The 25,915-nt window shown below is 73.0% G+C and carries 22 protein-coding genes; 8 read left to right on the top strand and 14 right to left on the bottom strand.

Annotation, left to right across the window (positions count from 1 at the left end; all coding sequences use genetic code 11):
- The first annotated feature begins 66 nt into the window (after nucleotides 1–66).
- Together ACF1AL_RS23470 and ACF1AL_RS23465 are read left to right on the top strand one after the other, a co-directional pair.
- Nucleotides 67–1,110 carry an AI-2E family transporter gene (locus ACF1AL_RS23470; RefSeq protein ID WP_391820685.1) on the top strand — a complete coding sequence of 348 codons (1,044 nt, stop codon included), beginning with the start codon at nucleotides 67–69 and terminating at the stop codon, nucleotides 1,108–1,110.
- A 186-nt stretch (nucleotides 1,111–1,296) separates the two neighbouring features.
- Nucleotides 1,297–2,979 carry an MFS transporter gene (locus ACF1AL_RS23465; RefSeq protein ID WP_391820813.1) on the top strand — a complete coding sequence of 561 codons (1,683 nt, stop codon included), beginning with the start codon at nucleotides 1,297–1,299 and terminating at the stop codon, nucleotides 2,977–2,979.
- A 149-nt stretch (nucleotides 2,980–3,128) separates the two neighbouring features.
- Here the strand turns inward: ACF1AL_RS23465 and ACF1AL_RS23460 are convergent, their stop codons facing one another.
- Entirely contained in the window at nucleotides 3,129–5,300 is a 2,172-nt protein-coding gene (locus tag ACF1AL_RS23460; RefSeq protein ID WP_391778110.1) for a SpoIIE family protein phosphatase, read from the bottom strand.
- A gap of 175 nt (nucleotides 5,301–5,475) precedes the next feature.
- Between ACF1AL_RS23460 and aspS the strand changes: the two genes are divergently transcribed.
- Entirely contained in the window at nucleotides 5,476–7,239 is a 1,764-nt protein-coding gene (gene aspS / locus ACF1AL_RS23455; RefSeq protein WP_366835305.1) for an aspartate--tRNA ligase, read from the top strand.
- A gap of 94 nt (nucleotides 7,240–7,333) precedes the next feature.
- On the opposite strand, the gene ACF1AL_RS23450 is transcribed toward aspS, so the two are convergent.
- The 4 genes from ACF1AL_RS23450 to ACF1AL_RS23435 all read right to left on the bottom strand — a co-directional run bounded on the left by ACF1AL_RS23450 (nucleotide 7,334) and on the right by ACF1AL_RS23435 (nucleotide 9,554).
- Complete coding sequence (locus tag ACF1AL_RS23450) at nucleotides 7,334–7,591, bottom strand: hypothetical protein (protein WP_384201507.1); 258 nt, start codon at nucleotides 7,589–7,591, stop codon at nucleotides 7,334–7,336.
- The gene (locus ACF1AL_RS23445; RefSeq protein ID WP_384201510.1) at nucleotides 7,588–7,935 is read right to left on the bottom strand and encodes a hypothetical protein; all 348 of its coding nucleotides are present in this window, start codon (nucleotides 7,933–7,935) and stop codon (nucleotides 7,588–7,590) included. The genes ACF1AL_RS23450 and ACF1AL_RS23445 overlap by 4 nt, the downstream gene beginning before the upstream one ends.
- Nucleotides 7,936–7,997: 62 nt before the next feature.
- Nucleotides 7,998–8,861 (bottom strand): helix-turn-helix domain-containing protein, encoded by an 864-nt coding sequence (locus ACF1AL_RS23440; protein WP_391827226.1) that lies wholly within the window; start codon nucleotides 8,859–8,861, stop codon nucleotides 7,998–8,000.
- 147 nt (nucleotides 8,862–9,008) lie between these two features.
- A complete protein-coding gene (locus tag ACF1AL_RS23435; RefSeq protein WP_391827224.1) occupies nucleotides 9,009–9,554 on the bottom strand; it encodes an ATP-binding protein in 546 nt (181 codons plus the stop codon).
- 156 nt (nucleotides 9,555–9,710) lie between these two features.
- Between ACF1AL_RS23435 and ACF1AL_RS23430 the strand changes: the two genes are divergently transcribed.
- Together ACF1AL_RS23430 and ACF1AL_RS23425 are read left to right on the top strand one after the other, a co-directional pair.
- Nucleotides 9,711–10,586 (top strand): helix-turn-helix domain-containing protein, encoded by an 876-nt coding sequence (locus tag ACF1AL_RS23430; RefSeq protein WP_391701164.1) that lies wholly within the window; start codon nucleotides 9,711–9,713, stop codon nucleotides 10,584–10,586.
- A complete protein-coding gene (locus ACF1AL_RS23425) occupies nucleotides 10,583–10,795 on the top strand; it encodes a DUF397 domain-containing protein (RefSeq protein ID WP_391827222.1) in 213 nt (70 codons plus the stop codon). The genes ACF1AL_RS23430 and ACF1AL_RS23425 overlap by 4 nt, the downstream gene beginning before the upstream one ends.
- A 6-nt stretch (nucleotides 10,796–10,801) precedes the next feature.
- On the opposite strand, the gene ACF1AL_RS23420 is transcribed toward ACF1AL_RS23425, so the two are convergent.
- From ACF1AL_RS23420 to ACF1AL_RS23405, 4 genes are all read right to left on the bottom strand, one after another.
- Nucleotides 10,802–11,491, bottom strand: coding sequence for a hypothetical protein (locus tag ACF1AL_RS23420; protein WP_391827220.1), 690 nt, complete (start codon nucleotides 11,489–11,491; stop codon nucleotides 10,802–10,804).
- Between the two features lie 58 nt (nucleotides 11,492–11,549).
- A complete protein-coding gene (locus ACF1AL_RS23415) occupies nucleotides 11,550–12,266 on the bottom strand; it encodes a hypothetical protein (protein WP_391827218.1) in 717 nt (238 codons plus the stop codon).
- A gap of 182 nt (nucleotides 12,267–12,448) precedes the next feature.
- A complete protein-coding gene (gene metG / locus ACF1AL_RS23410) occupies nucleotides 12,449–14,065 on the bottom strand; it encodes a methionine--tRNA ligase (RefSeq protein ID WP_391827216.1) in 1,617 nt (538 codons plus the stop codon).
- An 86-nt stretch (nucleotides 14,066–14,151) separates the two neighbouring features.
- Entirely contained in the window at nucleotides 14,152–15,915 is a 1,764-nt protein-coding gene (locus ACF1AL_RS23405; RefSeq protein ID WP_391827214.1) for a VWA domain-containing protein, read from the bottom strand.
- A gap of 232 nt (nucleotides 15,916–16,147) precedes the next feature.
- Between ACF1AL_RS23405 and ACF1AL_RS23400 the strand changes: the two genes are divergently transcribed.
- Nucleotides 16,148–18,208, top strand: coding sequence for a PhoX family protein (locus ACF1AL_RS23400; RefSeq protein WP_391701182.1), 2,061 nt, complete (start codon nucleotides 16,148–16,150; stop codon nucleotides 18,206–18,208).
- A gap of 28 nt (nucleotides 18,209–18,236) precedes the next feature.
- Here ACF1AL_RS23400 and ACF1AL_RS23395 read toward each other — a convergent pair whose 3' ends face one another.
- Nucleotides 18,237–19,175 carry a LysR substrate-binding domain-containing protein gene (locus ACF1AL_RS23395; protein ID WP_384201533.1) on the bottom strand — a complete coding sequence of 313 codons (939 nt, stop codon included), beginning with the start codon at nucleotides 19,173–19,175 and terminating at the stop codon, nucleotides 18,237–18,239.
- 177 nt (nucleotides 19,176–19,352) lie between these two features.
- Between ACF1AL_RS23395 and snpA the strand changes: the two genes are divergently transcribed.
- Nucleotides 19,353–20,012: a snapalysin gene (gene snpA / locus ACF1AL_RS23390; RefSeq protein WP_366835319.1), complete on the top strand. Its 660-nt coding sequence runs from the start codon at nucleotides 19,353–19,355 to the stop codon at nucleotides 20,010–20,012.
- Nucleotides 20,013–20,191: 179 nt separating this feature from the next.
- On the opposite strand, the gene ACF1AL_RS23385 is transcribed toward snpA, so the two are convergent.
- The 4 genes from ACF1AL_RS23385 to ACF1AL_RS23370 all read right to left on the bottom strand — a co-directional run bounded on the left by ACF1AL_RS23385 (nucleotide 20,192) and on the right by ACF1AL_RS23370 (nucleotide 24,340).
- The gene (locus tag ACF1AL_RS23385; protein WP_391827212.1) at nucleotides 20,192–22,117 is read right to left on the bottom strand and encodes an FUSC family protein; all 1,926 of its coding nucleotides are present in this window, start codon (nucleotides 22,115–22,117) and stop codon (nucleotides 20,192–20,194) included.
- Nucleotides 22,118–22,127: 10 nt separating this feature from the next.
- Nucleotides 22,128–23,060, bottom strand: a complete 933-nt coding sequence (locus ACF1AL_RS23380) for an endonuclease/exonuclease/phosphatase family protein (protein ID WP_391827210.1) — start codon at nucleotides 23,058–23,060, stop codon at nucleotides 22,128–22,130.
- Nucleotides 23,061–23,139: 79 nt separating this feature from the next.
- Nucleotides 23,140–23,499 carry an ADP-ribosylation/crystallin J1 gene (locus tag ACF1AL_RS23375; protein ID WP_384201545.1) on the bottom strand — a complete coding sequence of 120 codons (360 nt, stop codon included), beginning with the start codon at nucleotides 23,497–23,499 and terminating at the stop codon, nucleotides 23,140–23,142.
- A gap of 40 nt (nucleotides 23,500–23,539) precedes the next feature.
- Nucleotides 23,540–24,340, bottom strand: a complete 801-nt coding sequence (locus tag ACF1AL_RS23370) for an alpha/beta fold hydrolase (protein ID WP_386584549.1) — start codon at nucleotides 24,338–24,340, stop codon at nucleotides 23,540–23,542.
- 75 nt (nucleotides 24,341–24,415) lie between these two features.
- Here ACF1AL_RS23370 and ACF1AL_RS23365 point away from each other — a divergent pair, with 75 nt between their 5' ends.
- Nucleotides 24,416–25,744, top strand: coding sequence for a PLP-dependent aminotransferase family protein (locus ACF1AL_RS23365; RefSeq protein ID WP_391827208.1), 1,329 nt, complete (start codon nucleotides 24,416–24,418; stop codon nucleotides 25,742–25,744).
- The last annotated feature ends 171 nt before the right edge of the window (nucleotides 25,745–25,915 follow it).

Below are 25,915 nucleotides of genomic sequence, written 5' to 3'. Positions count from 1 at the left end.
CGCTGCGTCACCCGGGCGGCCCGTTCCCGGGGGACAGGGCGTCCGGTGCGTGCTGGGGTGGGAGGCGTGCACCTGCTTCCCGAGCCCGCCCGCCGTCTCGCCGCGTGGTGTGCGCTCGCGCTGCTCGTCGCCGGTGTCGGCTGGGTCGGCCTGCGGCTGTGCGGCGAGCTGCGGACGGCCGTGACGCCGGTGCTGCTGGCGCTGCTCGGCACGGCGCTGCTCGGGCCGCTGCACCGGCGGCTGGTCAAGGCGCACGTCAACCGGTCCCTGGCCGCCGGGCTGACCTGTGTCGCCGTCGTCGCCGTGGTCGGCGGCGCGGTGTACATCGTCGTCGCCGCGCTCATCGACACCGGCGACCAGATCGTCGCCTCCCTCAAGGACGCCGCGCGGGGCATCACCGACCACTTCGGCGCGGCCGGCACCTCGCTGGACGACCTCGCCTCCAACGGCCGCGAGCTGCTGGGCAAGTTCGGCGGGACGGCGGCACACAACGTGATCAGCGGGGTCAGCGTCGTCGGCGAGACCATCGCCATGGCCGTCCTCGCCCTGCTCCTCGTCTTCTTCTTCCTGCGCGACGGCGACCGTGCCTCCGGCGTCCTGCGGTCGCTCGCGCCGGACGGGAGCGCCGACACCGTCGAGGCGGTGGCGCGGCGGGCCTTCCGGGCCGTCGAGGGCTTCATGCGCGGCACCACGTTCATCGCCCTGATCGACGCGCTGTGCATCAGCGTCGGCCTGCTGATCCTGCGCGTCCCCGGCGCCGTCGGACTGGGCGCACTGGTGTTCGTCGGGGCATACATCCCCTACCTCGGCGCGTTCATCTCCGGCGCCGTCGCCGTGCTCGTCGCCCTCGCCGACCGCGGGTTCGTCATCGCCCTGTGGACGCTCGGCGTGGTGGTCGCCGTGCAGGTGCTGGAAGGGCATGTGCTGCAGCCGGTGATCCAGAGCCGGACGGTGCAGATGCACCCGGCGGTCGTCCTCCTCGCGATCACCGCGGGCGCCTCCGTGGCCGGCATCCTCGGCATGCTCCTCGCCGTCCCGCTGACCGCCGCCGCCTTCGGCGTCGTCCACGAACTGAGGGAACGGGGCGGCGAACCGGCGGACACGGACTGACCCGAGAGACTGACCCGAGAGGGGGTGCCGGCGGGACGGGTGCGCCGTCCTGATGCCGCTGTGACCGCGGATGCGGGCCGACCAGGGCGGGGGGAGACTGAACGGGTGAGCGGAACGCGCACGAGACGAGGGGACAGCGCGCTCGGCACGGGACGTGCGGCCTCCCAGCCACTGGCGCTCGCGGCCATGATGTGCGCCGTGGCGATGACGTTCATCGACCAGACGATCGTGTCGATCGCCGCCCCCGACATCGTCTCGGAACTCCATCTGACCAGCTCCGGCATGCAGTGGGTGGTCAACGCCTACCTGCTCGCCCTCGCGGCGTTCTTCGCCCTCGGCGGCCGCCTCGCCGACCTGTACGGCCCGCGACGGGTCGTCGTGGCGGGCACGCTGATCTTCGTCGGCTCCTCCGTGCTGTGCGGCTGTGTGCCCACCGGCGGTTCGCCGCTGACCTGGCTCGTCGTCTTCCGGGCCACCCAGGGCCTGGGCGCGGCGCTGCTGTTCCCGGCGGCGCTCGCCGTGGTCGTGGCGGTGTTCCCGGTGGAACGCAGGGGCCGCGCCCTCGCCCTGTTCTTCGGCCTCACCGGCGCCCTCACCGCCGTCGGTCCGCTGCTCGGCGGCTGGCTGACCGACTGGACCTGGCGGGCGATCTTCTGGGTCAACGTGCCCGTGGCGATCGTGGCGCTCGCCCTCACCGCGCTCGCCCGCATTCCGGCGCACCGGCGGGACGAACCGCTGGACGTGCCCGGCGCCGTGCTGATCGCCGTCGGGATGGGACTGAGCGTGCTCGGCTTCCAGCAGGCGGCGACCTGGGGCTGGGACTCCGTGGCGACCTGGGCCTGCATCGCCGGCGGCCTGGTCGTGCTGGGCGTCTTCGGCCGCTACGAGCTGCGCGTGCGCCACCCGCTGGTCAACCTGACCGTCTTCCGCGACCGGGCCTTCACCGCCGACGTCCTGGTGCTGTTCTTCTCGATGCTGGTGTTCGTCCCGCTGTTCTTCTTCGCCTCCGTCTACGCCCAGATCTCGCTGAGCGCCTCCCCGAACCAGGCCGCGCTGTACCTGCTGTACTTCTTCGCGGGCTTCGCTCTCGCCTCCCAGTGGGGCGGCCGCATCCTGGACAAGCGGGGCGCCCGCCCGGCGATGAAGACGGGGTGCGTGGTCGGCGCCGTCGGCTTCGCTCTGTGGGCCGGGAAACTGACCGATCTGACGATGCACGACCAGTGGCCCTACGCCGCGCTCGCGGGCGCCGGCATCGGCTTCATCCTCGCGCCGGCCTCCACGGACGCCGTCAACCGCGCGATCGGCGCCTCGTACGGCGAGGTCACCGGCATCACACAGACGGTGCGCAACTACGCGGCGAGCGTCGGCCTCGCGATCTACGGCACGCTGCTGACCCACACGATGACGTCGAACGTCACGGACACCCTGCGCGCCCGCGGGGTGCCGGCGAACACGGCCCGCTCGGCGGCCGGCGACGTGTCCGAGGCCGTCGTCGGCGCCCCCGACGCGAGCACCCCGAGCGGCGACGGACCCCTCGCCACGACCATGCGCGCGGCGATGTCCGCGATCCGCAGGGACTTCGCCGAGGCCAACCAGTGGGTCTTCTACGGCATGGCCGTCGCCCTCGGCGTCGCCTTCCTCTGCGCCCTGCGCCACCCCGGCGACCGCGTCCAGGACACGGCCCCCGGCGCCACCCCGGAAGCGGTGCTGACGCCCCAGGAGGCGTCCTCGTTCGACGCCGACGACGAGGGCCGCACGGACGGCGAGGCGCGTACGGACGCCGACGGCCGCACGGACGCCGACTCCGCCCGCGGGCCGTACGCCGGCGGGAACCGGCCGTCGACCCACCGGCCTCCGCCTCGCGGCTGAGCCCTCGCCCGCCTGATTCCGGACGGCCACCTCCCCCGCCGGGCCGACCCCACAGCCGTACGTCATGAGCCGCTGGCGGGCCGCCGCCGTAGCCGTACGCCATGAGCCGCTGCCGGGCCGCCCCCGCAGCCGTACGCCACGAGTCGCTGCTAGGCCGCCGCCGGCCCCTCCCGGTGCCGCCCGGGGGTCCGGTCCGTCCGCGGGCCCTCCTCGGCCTCCGGCCCCTTCTCGCTCAGCTCGAACCAGATGCTCTTGCCCTCGCCGCGCGGCGCGACGCCCCAGTGGTCGGCGAGGAGCTCCATCAGGACCAGGCCGCGGCCGGAGGACGCCAGCTCGCCGGGGCGGCGCTTGTGGGGCAGGTCGTCGCTGCTGTCGGTGACCTCGACGCGGATGCGCCGCGCGCCGGGCGGGCCGGAGACCTCGGCGAAGAGCAGGGCGTCGGCGTCGGTGTGCACCAGGACGTTGGTGAGCATCTCGGAGACCAGCAGGACCGCCGAGTCCACCTGGTCCGGGGAGGGCCAGTCGTGCAGCAGTTCACGCAGCTGCTGCCGGGCCGTGGCGACGCGCTCCGGCTCGGCCTGCGCGACGGTGAGCACCGAGCGCCGCACGGGTGCACGCACGGCGACGGTGCCGTCCTCGCGCACCGGGTGCCGGCCGAGCAGGACCAGGGCGATGTCGTCCTCGCGGCGGTCGGTGAGCGGGCCGGTGGTGTGGTGCGAGGAGGGCCCGTGCACGGCCCGGACCAGGGCGTCGGCGAGGGCTTCGAGGTCGCCGTCGGCCGACTCCATGATGGAGCGGACCCGCGCCCAGCCGGAGTCCAGGTCGTGCCCGCCGGTCTCGATCAGGCCGTCGGTGCACAGCAGCAGGGTCTCGCCGGGCAGCAGGGTGAGCCGGGTGGTCGGGTAGTCGCTGTCCGGGTCGATGCCGAGGGGGAGGCCGCCCGCCGTGGGCCGGTGCAGGACCGTCCCGTCGGGCATGCGGACCGCCGGGTCCAGATGCCCGGCCCGCGCGCTCTCCACCACCCCGGTGGCGGGGTCGACCTCGAGGTAGAGGCAGGTCGCGAAGCGCAGCCCGCCGGGGTCGTCGGTGTGGGTGATGCCGTGGAAGAAGCGGGAGGCGCGGGAGAGGACCGCGTCGGGCCGGTGACCCTCGGCGGCATAGGCGCGCAGGGCCGTGCGGAGCTGGCCCATGAGCCCGGCCGCGCGCACGTCGTGGCCCTGGACGTCCCCGATGACCAGCGCGAAGCGGTCGGCGGGCAGCGGGATCATGTCGTACCAGTCGCCGCCGACCTGGAGTCCGCCGCCGGTGGGCACGTAGCGGGCGGCGAGGCTCATGCCGGGGATCCCCGGGCCGAGCACCGGCAGCATCGAGCGCTGCAGCCCGTCGGTCAGCTCCCGCTCGGTCTCGGCGGCGCCGGCCCGGGACAGGGCCTGGGCGAGCATGCGCGCCACGGTCGTCAGCACGGACCGCTCGTCGGGGGTGAAGGCGACCGGGTAGGTGAACGCGGCCATCCAGGCGCCCATGGTGCGGCCCCCGACCGTCAGCGGCAGGAAGGCCCAGGACTGCCGGCCGAAGCGCTGGGCGAGCGGCCAGGTCAGCGGGTAGCGCGCCTTGTACTCCTCCGGCGAGGACAGGTACACCGCGCGTCCGGTGCGCACCACCTCGGCGGCCGGGTAGTCCGTGCCGAGCGCCATCTGCGCGAAGGGGCCCTCGTCGCCGGGCCGCTGCCCGTGGTGGCCGATGATCGTGAGCCGGTCGCCCTCGGCGCCGAACACCGCGAGCCCGTCCGGCGAGAAGCCCGGCATCGAGAGCCCCGCCGCCACCCGCAGCACCTCGGCCGTGGAGCGCGCCTCGGCCAGCGCGCGGCCCGCGTCCAGCAGGAACGCCTCGCGTGAGCGCCGCCAGTCGCCGGTGACCGCGTTGTTGCCCGCCGGGGTGCCCGGCGCGGGCTCGGTGACCTCCTGCAGGGTGCCGATCAGCTTGTAGGCCTTCTTCTGCGGGTCGAAGGTCGGCTTGGAGCGGGAGCGCACCACGCGCAGGATGCGGCCCGTCTCGTCCATGATCCGGATGCGCACCTCGGCGAGGGTGCCCTCGGCGACCGCGAGCTGGACGACTCCGGTGATCTCGTTCCAGTCGACGGGGTGCAGCCGGGCGCGCACCTGGGCCTCGGTGAGCCGCGTCGGCTCGGCGGGCAGCCCGAGCAGCCGGGCCGCCTCCGCGTCCAGGGTGACGTGCCCGGTTCCGGTGTCCCAGTGCCACATGCCGGTCGCGAGGGCGGCGAGGACCTCCCCCACCTCGGGCAGGGGCTCACCAGTGCGCATTGCCCCACTTTAAGAAGATCTGTTCGCATACTGCCACCGAAGGGCCGCGCGGCAGGGCCGTGGGACGGGCGTGGCCGTAACGGTGGGGAGGCGATCCCGGGGCGGCCGGTACCCTTGAAAAGTCCGGGCACCGGGCCCCGGAGATACCCGATCCGCGAAGACTGGATGAACGACGATGCATCGGTACAGGTCCCACACCTGCGGCGAGCTCCGCGCCACTGACGTCGGCACCGACGTCCGGCTGAGTGGCTGGCTGCACAATCGGCGCGACCTGGGCGGCATCCTCTTCATCGATCTGCGCGATCACTACGGCATCACGCAGCTCGTGGCCCGCCCCGGCACCGAGGCCTACGAGGCCCTGGACAAGGTCTCCAAGGAGTCCACGGTCCGCGTCGACGGCCGCGTTGTTTCACGTGGAACCGAGAACGTGAACCCGGACCTGCCCACCGGCGAGATCGAGGTGGAGGTCAGCGAGGTCGAGCTGCTCGGCGCGGCCCAGCCCCTCCCCTTCACGATCAACACCGAGGACGGGGTCAACGAGGAGCGGCGCCTGGAGTACCGCTTCCTCGACCTGCGCCGCGAGCGCATGCACCGCAACATCATGCTGCGTACGGCGGTGATCTCCGCGATCCGTCACAAGATGGCGGCGATGGGCTTCAACGAGATGGCCACGCCCATCCTGACGGCCACCTCGCCCGAGGGCGCCCGCGACTTCGTCGTGCCCTCCCGGCTGCACCCGGGCAAGTTCTACGCCCTGCCGCAGGCCCCGCAGCAGTTCAAGCAGCTGCTGATGATCTCCGGCTTCGACCGCTACTTCCAGATCGCGCCGTGTTTCCGCGACGAGGACGCCCGCGCCGACCGCTCGCCGGGCGAGTTCTACCAGCTCGACGTCGAGATGAGCTTCGTCGAGCAGGAGGACGTCTTCCAGCCGATCGAGAAGCTGATGACCGAGCTCTTCGAGGAGTTCGGCGGCGGCCGCCACGTCACCTCGCCGTTCCCGCGGATCCCGTTCCGCGAGGCGATGCTGAAGTACGGCTCCGACAAGCCGGACCTGCGCGCCCAGCTGGAGCTCGTCGACATCACCGACGTCTTCGAGGGCTCGGAGTTCAAGGCCTTCGCCGGCAAGCACGTGCGCGCGCTGCCCGTCCCGGCCGTCCAGGACCAGCCCCGCAAGTTCTTCGACCAGCTCGGCGACTACGCGGTCTCGCAGGGCGCCAAGGGCCTGGCCTGGGTCCGCGTCGGCGAGGACGGCCAGCTGTCCGGCCCGATCGCGAAGTTCCTCACCGAGGAGAACGTCAAGGTCCTCACCGAGCGCCTCGGCCTGGAGGCCGGCCACGCCGTGTTCTTCGGCGCGGGCGAGTTCGACGAGGTCTCCAAGATCATGGGCGCGGTCCGCGTCGAGGCCGCCAAGCGCGCCGGCCACTTCGAGGAGGGCGTGTTCCGCTTCTGCTGGATCGTCGACTTCCCGATGTTCGAGAAGGACGAGGAGACCGGCAAGATCGACTTCTCGCACAACCCGTTCTCGATGCCCCAGGGCGGCATGGACGCGCTGGAGAACCAGGACCCGCTGGACATCCTGGCCTGGCAGTACGACATCGTCTGCAACGGTGTCGAGCTGTCCTCCGGCGCCATCCGGAACCACGAGCCGGACATCATGCTCAAGGCCTTCGAGATCGCGGGCTACGACCGTGAGGTCACCGAGCGCGAGTTCGCGGGCATGCTGCGCGCCTTCCGCTTCGGCGCCCCGCCGCACGGCGGCATCGCCCCCGGCGTCGACCGCATCGTCATGCTGCTCGCCGACGAGCCCAACATCCGCGAGACCATCGCCTTCCCGCTCAACGGCAACGCCCAGGACCTGATGATGGGTGCCCCCACCGAGCTGGAGGCGGCCCGCCTGAAGGAACTCCACCTGACGATCAACAAGCCGCAGCCGAAGTAAGCGACGTACGCATGGCCAAGGCGCCCGGGACCACCTGGTCCCGGGCGCCTTCGCGCATATCCGGGCCGCCCTGCGAGCGCCGGTGAGCTCCGGCTCAAAAGCCCAGGTAGGTGATCTGAACAAGGTAGACGCGTTCACTTCGCACAACGATCTGATACCTGAACATGCCGCCGGGGACGATGATGTCGCCGCCCTTGGGGTCGAGACCACGGTGGGCCCGGCCGTGGACGTGGAGCGCTTCGGCGGCCCTCACCAACTCGTCCGCTTTCCTCTCCACCTGCGCAAGGAAGTCGGCGGGTGCTGAGCGCGCCGCTTCCTCCGCTCCGAACGCGTACTCCCACTTCCAGCTCAACCGCGCACTGCCTTCATGGCATCGTCCAGTACGGCGGTCAGCTCCCGGAGAGCTTTCTCGGCGATGCCGGAGTCCTCGTCCTCCAGCCTGCTCTGCGCCCGCTCGAAGCGGGCGGACAGATCGGGGCGGCGGGCGATCTCGATGTCCCGGGCCCAGCGGAGAACCCAGCCCTGCACCGGGCTGACGGACTGCCACTCGACCGCCTTGGCGAACGCCTCGTCCTTCGTGGCCTGCATCTCCGCCAACCGGCCCGGCGCTACCACGGCGAGTGCGGCGCGCAGCGCATCGGGCGTCTGCTCGGGACGCGGGATCAGCTCGCGGCCCTGCTCGGGCAGTGTGCTCATGGTGTCCTCCAGGAGTACCCCTGCCAGGGTAGCCGCAGCATGCATGCCGGGCCTTTGCGCGTTCATGGGGCCTCGTGGTGGTCGGCTCGGCAGTCGCGGCAGCGGCCCGGGGTCGGGGCGCGGAAGGCGCGTTCGCAGCCGTCGCAGGTCTGCCACGGGTGGCGCTCGGGGGTCGGTGCGGCCGGGGGACTGAACGGTGGCGGTGGTGGGAGCTGGGCGGCCAGACGGTGCGCGAGGAGGGCGGCCGGGCGGACCAGGGGCTCGTCCGGCAGGTTCGCCGTCAGGGCATGGCGTACGGCGGTGGGGGTGAGGTCGCGCTCCAGCCAGGCGGCGACGCCCGGGGCGAGGTGCTCGGCGTCGGTGGCGGACAGGAGCAGGCGGGGGTCGTGGCGGCGCAGACCGGCGAGGACGTCGACAGCTGTCCGGAGGAGGCCGGGCGAGCTGTACGACGGCTGGGGGACGGCGGGGAGGCGCTTGCGGGGCGCGGGCTCGTCGGGGGCCGTGCGCCGGGCGGGCCTGCGGGTGGCCGGCTCCCGGGAGGCGCGGTGACCGGGCCGGTTGCAGGAGACCGTGCGGGTGACGATCTGGCCGGTGGTGGTGCGCTCGCGGGTGCGGCGCAGGTAGCCGTGGCCCTCCAGCTCCCGCAGAGCCGCTGCGATACGGGTGGGGCCCTCGGGAAAGCGGGCGGCGAGGGTCTTGATGTCGACGGCGGTGCCCGGACGCACGGACTGGATGTAGGAGGCCAGTCCGATGGCGAGCAGGGACAGCTCGGGATGCTGGGCCAGGTCGTTGCCGATCACCGTGAAGTTCTCGGTGTGGCGGACGTGGTCGTGGACGACGCCGGCGACGCGGTCCCCGTCGGGGTGGTTTTTGCCGCGGATACGGGACTGGGCAGGCGTGGTCGCGCTAGGGTTTTCGGTGTCCATCGGGAAGCGGCTTTCCTCGGTGGTCAGGCCCTCGCACTGGGATGGCAGTCCCGGCGAGGGCCGTCGCATGTCTGGGGGTGGTCGTGTGCTGCTGGCGCTGAGCGTAGGGCACGCAACCCGTCCCGAATCCAGCCCAGTTGGGCATATTCACTCGGCGGAGTGAGTTTGCCCGGCGGGAGGGAGGGGTGGGGCTTGGCGGGGTTCTTTCTCCCCGGTGGGTGGTTCATAGGGAGCGCAGGTCGGACCGGAGCACGGGCGGTCAGGTCGCGGTGACTCCCGGGCCGGGACGGTGAGTTCGGCCCATACCGTCTTGCGGGGTGGCAGACCCGGAGTCACTCCCCAGCGGTCGGCGAGGGCCGCCACGAGGGTCAGGCCGCGGCCGGATTCCTCGGCGGGGCGGGCGGACCGGACGTGGGGCAGCCGGTCACCGCGTGTGTCCGTGACCTCGATACGGAGGGTCTCGCCGACCACGTAGAGCAGGAGCCGGAAGTTCCGGCCGGGGACGCGGCCGTGCGTGGCGGCGTTGTTGGCCAGTTCGGCCACGACGAGCTGCGCCGGATCCAACGGCAGGCCCCAGACGCGCAGTTGTTCCGTGGCGAGCAGGCGGGCGAGGCGCGCCCCCCGGGGTGTGGGCGACAGCAGCACGCTGAAGTTGCGGATGGAGCCGCCGGGTTGGAGGAGTTTCGGGTTCACGTCACTCAGCGTGGCCGGATGCGCCTACCGTGGGGAGTGACGCCGTGGTTGCGTACGGTGACTGTCCGCTGGTTGTCCGGTGGTGTCCGGGCTTGTCGGGGCGTCGCGTACGGGTAGGGCGTGGCTGGCACGAGACGGTACGGCGGAGGGGCGCGCATGTCGGTGGACGGAGAGGTCCGGCACCTCAGGACGGAGGCGGACGAGCCGGGGTGGGAGGTGGATCCGGACGACGAGTGGGGCGTGGCCGTCGTAGCCACCGTGGGGCGGCAGCTCAAGCTCCGGCGGGAGTCCGTGGGGATGCGCGCCGGTGACTTCGGCAGGGCCGTCGGGTACGGCGAGGACCTCGTCTACAAGATCGAGAGCGGCAAGCGGATTCCCCGGCCCGAGTATCTGGACAGGGCGGACGAGGTGCTGGGGGCGGGTGGGCTGCTCGCCGCGATGAAGGAGGACGTGGCGAAGGTCCGGTACCCGAAGAAGGTGCGGGATCTTGCGCAGATGGAGGCGCGGGCGGTCGAGATCGGCGTCTACGAGAACAGCAACATCGCGGGACTGTTGCAGACGTCGGACTACACGAGGGCGCTGCTTGAGTCGTGGCTGCCCGCCTACACACCGGAGGACTTGGAGCGTCGCGTAGCCGCCCGTGTCGCCCGGCAAGTGATCTATGAGCGGTGCCCTGCCCCGGCGCTGAGTTTCGTCCTGGAAGAGGCGACGCTTCGGCGCAAGGTTGGAGGCACAATGGTCCGGCGGCAGCAATTCGAACGCTTGCTGGAAGTGGGGCAGTTGAGCAATGTCTCCCTCCAGATGATGCCGATGGACAGCGCACCACACCCCGGCATGAGCGGCAGGATCGAGTTGTTGAAGTTCGAGGACGGCACTGCTGTGGGGCGCTCTGACGGGGCGTTCAATGGTCGTCCCGTCACTGATCTGAGGCAGCTCCGCGTCCTTGAGCTGCGGTATGGCACCATCCGGGCGCAGGCTCTCCCGCCAGGGGAGTCGCTGGCCCTCATCGAGCAACTGCTGGGAGAGACATGATCCGCAAGATCCCCGTCGGTGACGCCCCCGAACTCGCGTGGTTCAAGAGCAGCTACAGCAGTGGCCCCGACGGTGACTCCTGCGTCGAGATCGCCACCACCCCCGCCACCGTCCACGTCCGTGACTCCAAGTACCGCGACGCCGGCCCCCGGCTCGCGCTCGCCCCGCAGGCGTGGGCGGACTTCGTGGCGTACGCGTCCGGGAGCTGACCGCTCCTACTCGTCTGCGTCACCGGGGTCGTCCGGGGAGGCGCCGTTCTCCAGGAGGCGTTCGGCGATGTCGTCGGACCAGTGCTGGGCCCAGGCGCGCAGTGGGGCGATCTCTTCCGGGGGGACGCCGTACGCGGTGAACGCGGTGTCCGGGTACCAGTCGGTGCCGGTCAGGCGGGACTGGAGGGTGGGCAGGTCGAAGGGGTCGTGGGCGTGGCGGCGGCCCAGCTCCTCCAGGTCGGGGAAGCCGAAGCGGGCGGCGGCGGCCCGGGCGTCGATCAGGTCGACGGCGGCGCCCCGGTCGTACAGGGCGCGGATCTTCGTGCCGACCGCGTCCTCCAGGGACAGCGTGGGACCGGCCTCCGTGAGCACGGGAGGGTGCCAGAACGCCTCCTTGTGCAGGGCCAGCGTGCACTCCTCGCCCGTCGGCGGGTCGGTCACGGCGAGCTGCGCCGACAGCGGGGCGACGGAGACGGTGCGCACCTGGCGGCCGCGCGCCTCCAGGGCCGTACAAATGTCCCCGGCGAGGTGTTCCATCGGCTCGGCGCTCTCCGTCGCCACGTCGACATTGGCGTGCGGGCGGGTCAGCAGACCGTGGGCCTCCAGGGCGTAGCCGCCGGCCAGGACCAGCCCGTGCGGACTGCCCACGGTGACGGCATCGCCGAGAAGGCGCTGGTGAGGTGCGGAAACGTTCACGGGATGCCCATGCTGTCAGACCCGGGGGCGAGGGGGTGGCGAGCCGCGCCAGAGCGGCTCAGTTCTTCACCAGCGCCGTGACCCCGCCGGGCCGTCCGGTTCGCCGGCGCAGCCGGTGCCGCAGGTCCGCTGCCACGAGCCCCGCGCAGGACGCGGACGCGGCCGTGCAGCCGAGCGCGACGCCGGCGGCCGACAGCTTCAGCCCGACCCCGTCCGGTGCCCCCGGCGGCGGTCCCAGCCGGGTGTCGACGTCACCCCGCGGGTCGACCGTGACGACGATCGGCGTGCCCACCGGGGACTGCTCCCCCGGCAATCTGTGGGTGGTCCCGTCCGGCAGCCGTACGTCGATCCCGAACGTGGCGCCGTCGGGGCCGTCCGACCTCCACTGCCCGGTCACCACACCGGTCCTCGCCACCCCGCGGTCGTGCAGCGCCTGCTGGTCGGAGTCCTGGCAGCCGAAAGCCATGACACCTGCGAACGCCGACAGCACCAGCACCCCCGTGCTGATTCCGACGGCGAAGCACGCCGTCTCACGGTCCCGTTCGTGGAGATACACAGCCGCCAGGAAGGGGGCCGCGACGGGTAAGGCGACACCGCCGCACACCATGAGGAACGCCATCAGGTCCCGGTGCCCGTGCGCCCACAGCGTCACCAGCACCCACGCCAGGAACAGCGTGTACAAGGTCGCCACGAGCGATCCCGCGGCGAACGCCCCCAGCCACCCCCCGGCCCGTCCGGCCGCCCGCAGCACGGCCTGCCCCCGCCCACGCACCATGCCGTCAGGGTGACCGCGCCTCCGGGACGCGAGCAAGGTCCCCGCTCGTGCGCCTTTCGGCCAAAATGCGTGCCCCGTGGCGGCAGCGGCGGGCCTTCACCGCGGCAGGTCCGGGCCCCGGTACGGCGTCAGCCCCCGCCCTTTGCCGGGGCGGAGGCTGACACAGGTGCTGGTGCGAGCCGTCAGACGGCGGGCTTCTCCTCCAGGCGGGGGAAGAGGACCGCGCCCTTGGTGACCGTGGTGCCGGCGGGCAGGCGGCCCCAGTCGCCGGCCTCCTGGATCCGCTGCTCGGCCAGGGCGCCCAGGGACGCCTCCGCGCCGAGGGAGTCCCACAGCTTCTGCGAGGTCTCCGGCATGACCGGGTTCAGCAGGACGGCGACCGCGCGCAGCGCCTCGGCGGCCGTGTAGAGGATGGTCGCGAGGCGGGCCCTGCCCTCCTCGGAGTCGTCCTTGGCCACCTTCCACGGCTCCTGCTCCGTGATGTAGCCGTTGACCTGCTTCACGAAGTCGAAGACCGCCAGGATGCCGCCCTGGAAGTCCAGCTCCTCGCCGATCTTGCGGTCCGCCTCGGCCACGGCCTTGGCCAGGCCGTCGTGGATCGCCTTCTCGGCGTCGCCGTCGGCGGTGGCCTCGGGCAGCGTGCCGCCGAAGTACTTGCCGACCATGGCCGCCACGCGGGAGGCGAGGTTGCCGTAGTCGTTGGCCAGCTCGGAGGTGTACCGGGCGGAGAAGTCCTCCCAGGAGAACGAGCCGTCCTGGCCGAAGGCGATCGCGCGCAGGAAGTACCAGCGGTAGGCGTCCACGCCGAAGTGCGAGGTCAGGTCCTGCGGCTTGATGCCGGTCAGGTTCGACTTCGACATCTTCTCGCCGCCGACCATCAGCCAGCCGTTCGCGGCGATCTTCTTCGGCAGCGGCAGGCCCTGCGCCATCAGCATCGCCGGCCAGATCACCGCGTGGAAGCGGAGGATGTCCTTGCCGACGAGGTGGACGTCGGCCGGGAAGGTCGCCTCGAACTTCTCCGGGTTCTCGTTGTAGCCGACCGCCGTGGCGTAGTTCAGCAGCGCGTCGACCCACACGTAGATCACGTGCTTGGCGTCCCACGGGATCGGGATGCCCCAGTCGAACGTCGAGCGGGAGATCGACAGGTCCTGCAGGCCCTGGCGGACAAAGTTCAGCACCTCGTTGCGCGCGGACTCCGGCTGGATGAAGCCCGGGTTCGCCTCGTAGTGGGCGAGGAGCTTGTCGGTGTACTCGCTCAGCTTGAAGAAGTAGTTCTCCTCGCTGAGGATCTCCACCGGCTTCTTGTGGATCGGGCAGAGCTTCTGACCGGCGTACTCGCCCTCGCCGTCGAGCAGCTCACCGGGGAGCTTGTACTCCTCGCAGCCGACGCAGTACGGGCCCTCGTAGCCGCCCTTGTAGATCTCGCCCTTGTCGTACAGGTCCTGCACGAACTCCTGGACGCGGTCGGTGTGCCGCTTCTGCGTGGTGCGGATGAAGTCGTCGTTCGCGATCTCCAGGTGCTCCCAGAGAGGCTTCCAGGCCTCGGTGACGAGCTTGTCCGCCCACTGCTGGGGCGTCACCCCGTTCGCCTCGGCCGTGCGCATGATCTTCTGACCGTGCTCGTCCGTGCCGGTGAGGTACCACACCTTCTCGCCGCGCTGACGGTGCCAGCGCGTGAGCACGTCCCCTGCAACGGTCGTGTAGGCGTGGCCCAGGTGAGGAGCGTCGTTGACGTAGTAGATGGGCGTGGAGACGTAGTACGCCTTCCCCGCCTGCTTCTCGGATCCAGTGGCCGCCATGGTCGAAATCCTACTGGGCCCGTGAAGATCGACTCACATGCGTTTCGGGGGGTGGACGGAGTGGTTCCGTCCACCCCCCGGTCGCGTTACGGGCGCCAGGCGGCCAGTACGCCCTCGTAGAGCTCCTTGTCGGTGAGCTCGCGGGGGGTGGGGCCGGCGTGGAAGAAGGACGTGTTCTCCGTCTTCAGCTTGCGGAGGTAGTCGAACGCCTTGTTGTCGTGCTCACCGAAGGCGACGAAGGAGAAGAACAGCGCGGGGTGGTTCTTCGCCGCGTCCGTGAGGGACTGGGTGGCGGGGGTCTTCGCGTCGGGGGCACCGTCCGTCTGGAAGACGACGAGAGCGGGGGCGGTGGGGTCCTGCGACGTGCCGTGCAGGTCGATCACCTGCTGGACGGCGGCGTGATAGCTGGTGCGGCCCATGCGGCCCAGGCCGGCGTGCAGCTCGTCGATCTTGTTCTCGTGGTCGGTGAGGGTGAGCTCGCCGGTGCCGTCCACGTCCGTGGAGAAGAACACGACCGGGAGCGTGGCCTCGGGGTCGAGGTGCGCGGCGAGGGCGAGGGTCTGCTCGGCTAGGGCCTGGGCGGAGCCGTCCTTGTAGTACGGGCGCATGCTCGCGGAGCGGTCCAGGACGAGGTAGACCTTGGCGCGGGTGCCGGTGAGGTCGTGCTTCTTGAGGGCGGCGGTGGCGGCCTTGTACGCGGTGGCGAGGGCGGGGGCGGCGGCCTTGATGCGGGTGAGGGTGACGGGGCCCTGCGGGGCTTCTTGCGTCTCCGGCTCGGCTTCGCCTTCGGGGGTTGCGGCCTCGGCTTCGCCTTCGGCCGTTTCGTTCCCACCCGCACCACCCGTGCGGGATTCGTTGTCGGGTGCGGGGCCCTGCGGGGCTTCGGGGGTTTCGGCCTCGGCTTCGCCTTCGGCCGTTTCGTTCCCACCCGCACCACCCGTGCGGCTTTCGATGTCGGGTGCGGGTGGCCCCTTCGGGGCGTCCTCGCCGTCGGCGGCTGCGGGTTCCGGGGCGGCAGTCGGCTCCGCCGGCTCTTCCTCCGTGACCTTGGGCTCTTCCGGCTCCTCGACCGGGGCCTGCTCCGCTTCCGCGGGCTCCGTCGGCTCCTCCGTGGCCTCTGCGGGCTGCTCGGCCTCTGCCGCCGGTTCCTCCGCCGGCGCGGACTGCTCCTCAGCCGTCGGCTCAGCGGCCTCGGCAGGCTCAGCAGCCCCGGCAGGCTCAGGCGCCTCCGCAGGCTCGGTCGCCTCCGCAGGCTCCGGTGCCGTGGCCGGCTCGTCCGCCTCGGCCGGGGCCTCGGCCTTCGGCGTCTCGGCCTGCGGCGTCTCGGCCTTCGGCTCCTCGGTCTCCGGTGCCTCGGCCTTCGGCTCCTCGACCTGCGGCTTCTCGGTCTCCGGCGCCTCGGCCGGCACCTCTTCGGCCTCCGACGTCTCCGCCTTCGGCTCTTCGGTCTTCGGCTCTTCGGCCTTCGGCTCCTCGACCTGCGGCTCCTCAGGCTCCGGCGTCTCGGCCTTCGGGTCCTCGACCTGCGGCGTTTCCGCCTGCGGCTTCTCCGCCACCGGCGTCTCCGCCTCCGCGTTGTCCTCCGCCGAGGTGGACGGCTTGGGGACCGTGACGTTGTCGAAGGCTGCTGCTACCAGGTCGTGGGTGTTGCGGAGGGCCGGGCGGGGTTCGGGGATGCGGGGGGTGGGGTCGGTGGCGGTGTCCGTCGGCTCGGGGTGGCCGGAAGCCGACGGTGCCGCGGGGGCCGGCTGCGTCGGTTCCGTCGTCGCCGGTTCCGCACTCTCTGCCTCGGCCGTGCGCCCCTTGCGTGATCGGCCGAATGCGTTCCGCAGGAGAGTGAGAATGCCCATGTGCGCAACCCTTCGCGTGAGTTGATGCCCGTCGATCCCTGGCCAGGACGGACACGTAAGGTTAGCGGCCCCCGGGGGTGATCTTGGGGAGGGGTGAGCAGGGCCGACGCCCCGGTGTCAACACCCCGAAGGACGACGCGGGTTCACTTCTCGTTCACCCGGTCGCAGCGCTTCCGCACGTGTGTACCCCTACCGTCACGGCCGTACCAAGGGATCGCAAGGGGAGAGTAAAGTGCGCAAGCTGCTGCCGCTCGTAGGGACACCGTCCGTTTCGCATCCGGGCGGGCGGTCCGCGATGACCTGCCGGTTCCGGTGCGGTGACGCCTGCTTCCACGAGGTGCCCAACACCAGCGCCAACGAGTACGTCGGTGACGTCATCGCCGGCGCCCTCAGCCGCCGTACCGCCCTGCGGGCCGCCGCCGTCGTCACCGTGGCCGCTGCCGCGGGCGGTGTCACCGCCGGCGCCGCCCAGCCCGCCGCCGCTGCTCCCCGCCCGTCCGCACCGCACGGCCGCGCCGCCCGGGGCCTGCGGTTCTCCCCCGTCGCGCCGAACACCGCCGACCAGGTCACCGTCCCCGAGGGCTACCGGCAGAACGTCGTCATCCGCTGGGGCGAGCCCATCCTGCGCGGCGCGCCCGCCTTCGACCCGGAGCGGCAGACCGCGGCCGCCCAGGCCGGTCAGTTCGGGTACAACAACGACTTCCTCGCCCTGCTGCCCCTGCCCGGCGAGCGGCACCGGCAGCTCCTCGTCGCCAACCACGAGTACACCGACGAGGTGCTCATGTTCCGCGGGTACGACCCGGAGAACCCGACCCGGCAGCAGGTCGAGGTGGCCTGGGCGGCCCACGGGCTGTCCGCCGTCGTGGTGGAGGAGGACCGCCGCAGCGGGAAGCTGACCGCCGTGCCGCGGCACCCGCTCAACCGGCGCGTCACCGCCACCACCCGCTTCCGGCTCACCGGCCCGGCCGCCGGCTCGGACCTGCTGAAGACCTCCGCCGACCCCACGGGCCGTACCGTCCTCGGCACGCTCAACAACTGCTCCGGCGGCACCACGCCGTGGGGGACGACCCTGCACGGCGAGGAGAACTTCAACCAGTACTTCGCCCACGGCAGCCGCGCCACCGACAAGCGGTACGGGATCGGCACCGGCGCCACCGAGCGCAAGTGGGAACGCTTCGACCGGCGCTTCGACCTCGCGCAGGAGCCCAACGAGGTGCACCGCTTCGGGTACGTCGTCGAGTTCGACCCGTACGACCCGGCCTCCACGCCGCGCAAGCACACCGCGCTCGGGCGGTTCAAGCACGAGGCGGCCACCGTGCGGCTGACCGAGGACGGGCGGCCCGTCGTGTACTCGGGTGACGACGAGCGGTTCGACTACTTCTACAAGTTCGTCGGCGCCAAGCGGATGCGGCACGGCACCTCGCGGGCCGTGCGCGAGCACAACCTGTCGCTGCTCGACGAGGGGACCCTCTACGTCGCCCGGCTCACCGGCGACTCCCCGGCCGCCGACATCGACGGCAGCGGCGCGCTCCCCGCCGACGGCGAGTTCGACGGGAGCGGGCAGTGGATCCCGCTGGCCACCGCCACCGCCGACGGTGCCGTCTCGCACGTGGAGGGGATGAGCGCCGAGGAGGTGTTCGTCTTCACGCGGCTCGCCGGCGACAAGGTGGGCGCGACGAAGATGGACCGGCCCGAGGACATCCAGCCCTCCCCGCACACCGGCAAGGTGTACGTCGTCCTCACCAACAACACCAACCGCGGCAAGGCCGGTCTCGCGCCCGCCGACGAGGCCAACCCGCGCAACGCCAACAAGCACGGGCACATCCTGGAGCTCACCGAGCACCGGAACCGGGCGGATGCCACGACCTTCGGCTGGTCGCTCTTCCTCGTCGCCGGCGACCCCGCCGACCCGGCCACCTACTTCGCCGGCTTCCCCAAGGACCGGGTCAGCCCGATCTCCTGCCCGGACAACGTGGCCTTCGACCCGCACGGCAACCTGTGGATCTCCACCGACGGCAACCAGCTCGGCTCGCACGACGGCCTGTTCGGCGTGGCCACCCGGGGCGAGCGGCGCGGTGAGCTGAAGCAGTTCCTGACCGTGCCGACCGGTGCCGAGACCTGCGGGCCGCTGGTGCAGGACCGGCGGGTGCTGGTCGCCGTCCAGCACCCGGGCGAGGTCGACGGGGCGTCGGTGGAGAAGCCGGCCAGCACCTGGCCCGACGGGCCCGGGAAGATCGTCCGCCCGGCGGTCGTCGCGGTGTGGCGGGCCGACGGCGAGGACATCGGCGTCTGACCGCTCGCGTCGGCCCCCGGCGCGGGGCTCACGCGTCGGACAGGGCGAGCGCGGAGGCGGTGCCTTCCAGCCATTCCCGGTACGCCGGGGACTGGCGTGCCGCCTCCCAGTACGCCTCCCGCAGGGCGGGGCACACCCCGTCCAGCTCCGTCTCCGTCCGGGCCGCGAGCAGCAGCCGTACGCCGAGCGGGTCGCCCCGCAGCCGGCGTACGGCCGTCTCCGGGCGGGACAGCGAGGTGGGCTGGCAGACGGTGACGACCTCACCGGTGGCCACCAGGGAGGCGGCCGTGTGGTAGTCGCCGTGCAGGACGCGCGGGCTCAGCCCGGCCAGCCGCAGCATGCGGTGGACGGCGTCCCACTCGCCGTCCACGGTCGGGTCGACCATCCAGCGGTCCCCGGCGAGATCGGCCAGGTCGACGACGGGTTTCGCGGCGGCCGGGTGGTCGGCCGGCAGGGACACGAACTGCGGTTCCCGCTCGACCAGGACGCGGGTGCGCAGGCCCTCGGGGACGCGCAGGGGACAGCCCTCGACCTCGTGCACGAACGCCACGTCGAGCTGGCCGTCGGCGACCATGCGCAGCAGGGCGTTGGGGGAGACGTCCATGTGCAGGCTGGGTTCCTGCCGGCTCTGGCGGAGCCGGCGCAGCCAGCCGGGCAGGGCGCGGCTGGCGGTGGAGCCGATCCGCAGATGGGGGCCGCCCGCGGCGGCGGCACGCGCCTCGGCGACCAGGGAGCGCAGGTCGGCGACGAGGGGGCGGGCGCGGCTGAGCACCAGCCGGCCGAGCGGGGTGGGACGGCAGCCGGTGCGCTCGCGCAGGAACAGTGCGCCGCCCAGCTCCTGTTCGATGCGGCGCAGTTGGGCGCTGAGCGAGGGCTGGGACACGCCGAGGTGCCGTGCGGCCCGGTGCAGGCTGCCGGTGTCCGCGATGGCGCACACCGCGCGGAGGTGCCTCACCTCGAGCTCCATGTCTCCGGAGAGTAAAGCGGACGCCAGGGTTTCACCAGGGGTTCAACTATCGCCTGAGGCAGGCCGGTTGTGGGGCGATAGGGCGGGGCTATCGGGGGTTGCCATCATCACAGGCGGCGCAGCGGCACCGAGACTCACGGATGGCAAGTGGCTCATCCCCCACCCTAGGAGTCATCGATGCGCATGCGTCTGCCCCTGTCCGCCGTCACGGCGGCCACCGCGATCGCCCTCGGGATCGCCGCGCCCGGGTCGGCCACCGCCTCTGCGGCGCCGGCCCCGCAGCCGTACCAGGGCTACACCGGCTCGGCGGCCGAAGCCAAGGCGAACCAGGCGTTCTTCGACGCGGTGGTGAAGTCCGTCGCCGCCAAGCGGGCCGCCCACCCGAGCAGCACCGCCGCCGTCACGGTCGTCTACGACGCCTCCCGTGCGCCGTCGTTCAGAACGCAGATATCCCGGGCCGCCCAGATATGGAACAGCTCGGTGTCCAACGTCAAGCTCGCGGCGGGCTCGAACGCCGACTTCGCCTACTACGAGGGCAACGACTCGCGCGGTTCGTACGCCTCCACCGACGGCCACGGCAGCGGCTACATCTTCCTCGACTACCGGCAGAACCAGCAGTACGACTCCACGCGGGTGACCGCGCACGAGACCGGTCACGTCCTGGGGCTGCCGGACCACTACACCGGGCCGTGCAGTGAGCTGATGTCGGGCGGTGGCCCCGGCCCCTCCTGCACCAACCCCTACCCGAACGCGACCGAGCGTTCGCGGGTGAACCAGCTGTGGGCGTACGGCTTCGCGGCCGCCCTCGACAAGGCGCTGCAGAAGAGCGCCCGGTAACGCCTGATCCCCACCCCCCACCGGGATGCGGGCCGCCCTCCTGCACAGGGCGGCCCGCATCGCCGTTTCACGTGAAACATCCGGCAGGGGCGGTTTCACGTGAAACGGTCCATGCGGGTGTTTCACGTGAAACGGTCAGGGTTCCCTGTCGGGGGTCTGCGGGGCTTCCCGTGCGCTAGTCAGTGTGGGCCGGCGATCGCGCGGGCCGCCGCCACCTCCTGGCGCACCGGTTCCAGCACGCTGTCGGCGGGGCCGGTCAGGTCGGTGCGGACCGGATACAGCACCTCGGCCTCCCGCAGCCCTGCGGCCAGTTCGCGCAGTTGCAGGGCGACCTGGCCGATCTCGGCCGGGTGGGGCGAGGGCGCGCCGTGCCGGACGCGGACCCGGGCCGCGGTGGTGGCATCCACGATGCGCTCGACGGCGACGACCACGGGCCACCAGGCGGCGGCGCGGCGCCCGGTGGGCGGCGGTTCGGTCAGGGCGCGCTGGAACTCCGTACGGATGAGGGACAGGTCGCGGTAGAGGCGGCGGCGCATACGGGCGCGGGCGGACGGGTCGCCGTCGGTGCCGAAGGCGCACTCCACATAGCGGGCGGTGTCCGCGACGGCGTCGGCGAGGCGGTCGCCGACACGGGTGTGCCAGCTCTCCGGCCACAGCAGATAGCCGACGACGAGGGCGATGCCGCAGCCGATCAGGGAGTCCACGAGACGGGGCAGGAGCAGGGCGGTGCCCTGGTGGTTGAGGATGTCGGACAACAGCAGGATCACCGGGGTGATCGCGGCGGTCTGATAGCCGTAGCCGCGCGGGGTGAGCGCCGGGATCAGCGGCGCCAGCACCGCCATCACCACCACGTCCCACCCGCCGTGGGGCACCTCCGCGAGCACGGCGGCGGCGACCACCAGGCCGGCGACGGTGCCGAGGGCGCGCAGCAGGGCGCGGGAGAAGACCGAACCGAAGTCCGGCTTCATCACGAAGGTGATGGTCAGCGCGATCCAGTAGGACCGCGGCACCGGCACGATCGAGACCAGCACCTGGGCCAGCCCGATGCACAGGGCCAGCCGCAGGCCGTAGCGCCACGAGTGGGCGGACACGACGACCGTGCGGGCGGAGCGGGCGGCGCGGATGCCGAGGGCGGCGGGCCGGCCCAGCCGGTCGTCGATGCCGCGCGGGTCGACCTCGGGCGCGGCGACGACCTCGGCGGTGTGCCGCAGGGCGTGGTCGACGGCCCGCCCGGTCTCCCCCGCGGGTTCGGGCAGGTCCAGGGCGACGGGGCCGGTGCGGCCGGCCGCGACGGCGTCCGCGATGCGGCGCACCGCCCGCGGGATGCGGTCGGGCAGCGGGACGCCCGTCAGATGGACGGCGGGGGCGGCCTCCACGACCGGGGTGACCGCGTTGAGCTGGGCGATCAGCCGGGTCAGGTCGCGGCTGCGGCCGTGGTGGCGGGTCCGCCGGGCCAGGACGAGGTCGTAGGCGTGGTCGAGGGCGCGGGTGACGGCCTGCCGGGCCGGCCCGTACGCCGTGGGGTCGCCGCAGGCGGCGAGCAGGTCGGCGACCGCGCGATAGGCGGCCGCGACCGCCGTCCGCTCGGGCACCCCGGACCGCAGCGGCCAGCCGAGCAGGGCGAGCAGCAGCACGAGCAGCCCGCCGCCGGTCATCAGCAGCGGCGCCAGCCACCACGGACCGGGCATGGGCAGCCCGGCCCCGACGACGGCGTTCAGCAGCAGGAGCAGCCCCGACACGGAGGCCACCGCGCCGATCGTCGAGATCATCCCGGAGACCAGCGCGACGCCGGTGACGGCGGCGACCGCCGGCCAGCCGTGCCCGTAGACCGCCGCGCCCACGGTGATGCCGACGGCGCCGAAGAGCTGCGGGACGGCGATGGTGAGGACCCGCATCCGGTAGGCGTCGGCGGTGTCGCCGATGACCCCGGACAGGGCGCCCATGGAGGCGAGGGCGCCGTACTCGGGCCGGCCGGCGGCGAGGCCGAGGGCCAGCGGAAGGGCCATGGCGACGGAGGCGCGCAGGACGGCGGCCTTGTTGACCGGGGCGCGCTGCGGGCGCAGGGTCTCCACCAGCCAGGGCGGAGGGGAGAGGCCTACGGACATGCCGCCATTGTCACCGGCCGTGCAGGGTGACGTCGGTGACGAGCGCACGGTGGTCGGTGCCGGCCAGGGTCAGGAAGCGGGCCCGGGTGACGGAGAAGTCCTTCGAGAGCAGCACGTGGTCGATCTGCGCGCCGAAGGCGGGCGTGGTCCGCGACGGCCAGCTGGGGGCGCGGTCGTGCCCGGCGAGCCGGGCGGCGTCGTGCAGGCCGGTGTCGAGGATGCGGCGGAACGCGGCATGGTCCTGGGACGCGTTGAAGTCCCCGGCGAGGATCAGCGGCGCGCCCCCGTCGGCGGCGGCCACGTCGCGCAGCCGGCCCAGCTCCTGGCGCCACACCGCGACCTGGCCGGGCACCGGCGGCGCGGGGTGCGCGAGCTGCAGCCGTACGGCGTGACCGTGCACATGGGCGGTCGCCGCGGGCATGCCCATGCGCGCCGGCACACCGGGGCCCGGGGTGAGCGGGAAGCGGCTGAGGACGACGGACCCCGCGGCACCGAATCCCTCCACGCCCTGCCGGTAGGGGTAGGCGGCGGACAGCTCCCGCCGCAGGACCCGGTCGCAGCGGACGGCGTCGCATTCCTGCACGAACACCAGGTCCGGCCGCTCCTCGCGCACGGCGGCGACCAGGGCGTCGGTGCCGCGGCCGAACTCCACGTTCGAGGTGAGGACGCGGAAGGAGGCGACGGGCGGGCCCGTGGGCTCGCCGTCCTTGCCGTACGGCCCGGTGAACCAGGCGAGCAGCGCCATCACCAGCACGCCCCACACGACGCCGGTCCACCACCGGCCCAGCAGGGCCAGCAGCAGCGCGAGGCCCGCCGGGGCCAGCAGCCACGGCAGGAACGCGAGCAGCTGCGGCACCGGGGTGACGGCGTCGGTGTCGGCGATGCGGCAGGCCAGCACCGCGCTCACCCCGGCCAGCAGCAGGCCCGCGACCCAGGCCGTCATGCGCCGGCCCGGGCGGCGACCGCCGTGAGCGGGCAGGTCCGCCCGGGCGGACGGGTCACCGGGGCCGGTGCGCATGCCGTCAGGGCGTGTCCGCGGCGTGGAAGGCGCGCACGACCTCGATACGGCCCACGATGTGCGCGTTGAACTCCGCGAGCTCCTCCGCCGGTACCCACAGCTCCAGGATCGTCCGACCGCCGGCCTGCCGCACCGGGTAGCGGGCCAGGAACTCCGAGTCGACCTCGAAACGGGTGACGTAGCCGGAGCCGGACGCGGGCACGTTCCAGTCGCGGGCGATGCGGACGGCGTAGTCCTCGTTCAGCACCGGGTAGAAGATCGGCTGCTCGGGGAGGCGCGGGGGCCACGCGGTCCACCCGGACGCCTCGACCAGGGCGAGCTCCTCGGGACCGGTCGGGCGGTAGAGGGTCGTCGTTGCGGTCATGGGGTGACGGTAGCGGGCGGGGCGGAGGAGGCGCGAGGCGTTATGCCCCCGCGTCGACGCGGGTCAGGAACGCCTCCAGCGCGGCGTTGAACTCGGCCGGGCGCTCCAGGTTGGGCAGGTGGGCCGCCCGGGCGATCACCGTCAGGGTGGAGTCGGGGAGGGCCGCGTGCATCGCCTCCGCATCGGCGACCGGGGTGTACGTGTCGTCCTCGCCGACCACCACCAGGGCCGGGACGCGCACCCGGGTCAGCAGGTCGCGGTAGTCGGGGCGTTCGGCCCGGCCGCGCAGGGCCGCAGCCGCGCCCTCCGGGGACGTCGCGGTCATCATGCGGTGCACATGCGCCTTGACCGCGTCGTCCGCGTACGGGGCGACCATCTTCTCCAGGACCTCGTCGGCGTATCCGCGCAGTCCCTCGCGCAGCAGCCGGTCGGCCATCGCGTTGCGCCCCACCTTGCCCTCGGGTGTCTCCGCCGCCGGGAAGGTGTCGGCGAGGACCAGGCCGCGCACCCGGTCGCCGAACCGGTCGTAGCAGGCCATCGCGATCTGGCCGCCCATCGACAGGCCCCCCAGGACGCAACGCTCCACCTTCAGCTCGTCCAGCAGCTCCTCGACGTCCCGCGCGAAGACGTCCAGCGGCGTGCTGCCCGGCACAACCGGGGAGGCGCCGTAGCCGCGCAGATCGGGGGCGATCACCCGGCGGGACGGGGCGAAGGCCGCGAGCTGCGGTGCCCACATCGTGCGGTCGAAGGGATGGCCGTGGATCAGGACCAGGGGCAGACGCGAGGAGTCCGCGTCCGGGCCACGGTCCTCGAAGGCGAGGAAGGCGGGGAAGGGCGACATGACAGCGACCCTAGGAGCGGCCCGCTGCTCAGGGCAATGAAAACATTGCCCTCGGTGCAATGAGAGGTGGGGCGCGTGGAGGATTACCGGCGGATCGCCGACCGGATCGCCGCCGACATCGCCGCAGGCCGGCTGCGGCCCGGGCAACAGCTGCCGCCGCAGCGGGTGTTCGCGCGGCGCCGCCGGATCGCCGCGTCCACCGCGGAGCGGGTGTACGGCGAACTCGCGCGGCGCGGGCTCGTGGTGGGCGAGGTCGGGCGGGGCACGTTCGTGCGGGCCGCTCCGGCGCCGCCCGGCGGCCGCGCGCTCACCGAGGAGGCCGGTGCCGCGCCCGTCAACCTGGAGCTCAACTACCCCGTCGCCCCGGGGCAGGAGGACCTGCTCGCGCCCGCCCTCGCGCCGCTGCTGCGAGCGGGCGCCCTTGCCGAGGCGCTGCGCCCGGCCGCGGCCGACGGCAGCGCCGAGGCCCGCGCGGCCGTCGCCGGGCTGCTCGCCGTGCCCGGGTGGCGGCCCGACCCCGGGCAGGTCCTGTTCACGGGCAGCGCCCGCCAGGCCATCGCCGCGGCGCTGGTGTCGCTGGTGCCGGCGGGTGGGCGCGTCGGCGTCGAGGAACTCACCTATCCGCTGGTCAAGGACATTGCCGTGCGGCTCGGCCGGACGCTGGTCCCGCTCGCCACCGATGCCTTCGGAGTACGGCCGGACGCGGTCGCCGCCGCGCACCGCTCCGCGCCGCTCGCCGCGCTCTACCTGCAGCCGACGCTGCACAACCCGACGTCCGTCAGCATGAGCGGCGAGCGGCGGGAACAGATCGCCGAGCTGATCCGGCAGCTGCGGCTGCCGGTCGTCGAGGACCGGATCTGGTCCTTCCTGCGGCCCGCGCTACCGCTGGCCGCGCACGCACCCGAGCTGGTGCACGTGGTGGACGGGCTGTCCAAGCGGGTCGCGCCCGGCCTGACGGCCGGCTTCCTGGTGGTCCCGCCCGGCCGGGGCGCCGCCGTGGCCGACGCGGTGCGCTCGGGCGGCTGGAGCGCGGGGCGGTTCGCGCTGGAGGCGGCCGTGCGGTGGGTGGAGGACGGGACGGTGGCGCGGCTGGTGGCGGCGAAGCGGGCGGACGCGGTGCGGCGGCAGGCGCTGGTGCGGGCGGAGCTGGACGGGTTCGCGGTGAGGGCCGATCCTCGGGCCTGTTACGCCTGGTGGGAGCTGCCGGCGCCGTGGCGCGCGGACGCGTTCGCGGCGGCGGCGCGGGAGCGGGGGGTGGCGGTGACGCCGGGTTCCGCGTTCGCGGTGGATCCGCGGAGGTCGCCGGGGGCGGTGCGGGTGGGGGTGGGGTCGGTGTCGGTGGCGGAGCTGCGGGGCGCGCTGCGGGTGCTGGTCGCGGTGGCTCGGGGGGTGGGGGGTGGGTGAACGCCGGGGTTCTGCTGGCCCTGCGGTGGGGTGAACGCCGTGGGGTGCGGTGGCCTGCGGGGCGGTGGTCTGCGGGGCGGTGGTCTGCGGTGCGATTGTGCCCGGGGGTGCGGTGACCGCCGTGCGGTGCGGTGCCCGGCGGTGCGAGGCGCCCGGCGCCGGGGTGAACGC

The organism is Streptomyces sp. NPDC014801 (assembly GCF_043082085.1).
Classification (GTDB): Bacteria; Actinomycetota; Actinomycetes; order Streptomycetales; family Streptomycetaceae; genus Streptomyces.
This window is presented reverse-complemented; position numbering and strand designations above follow the sequence as displayed.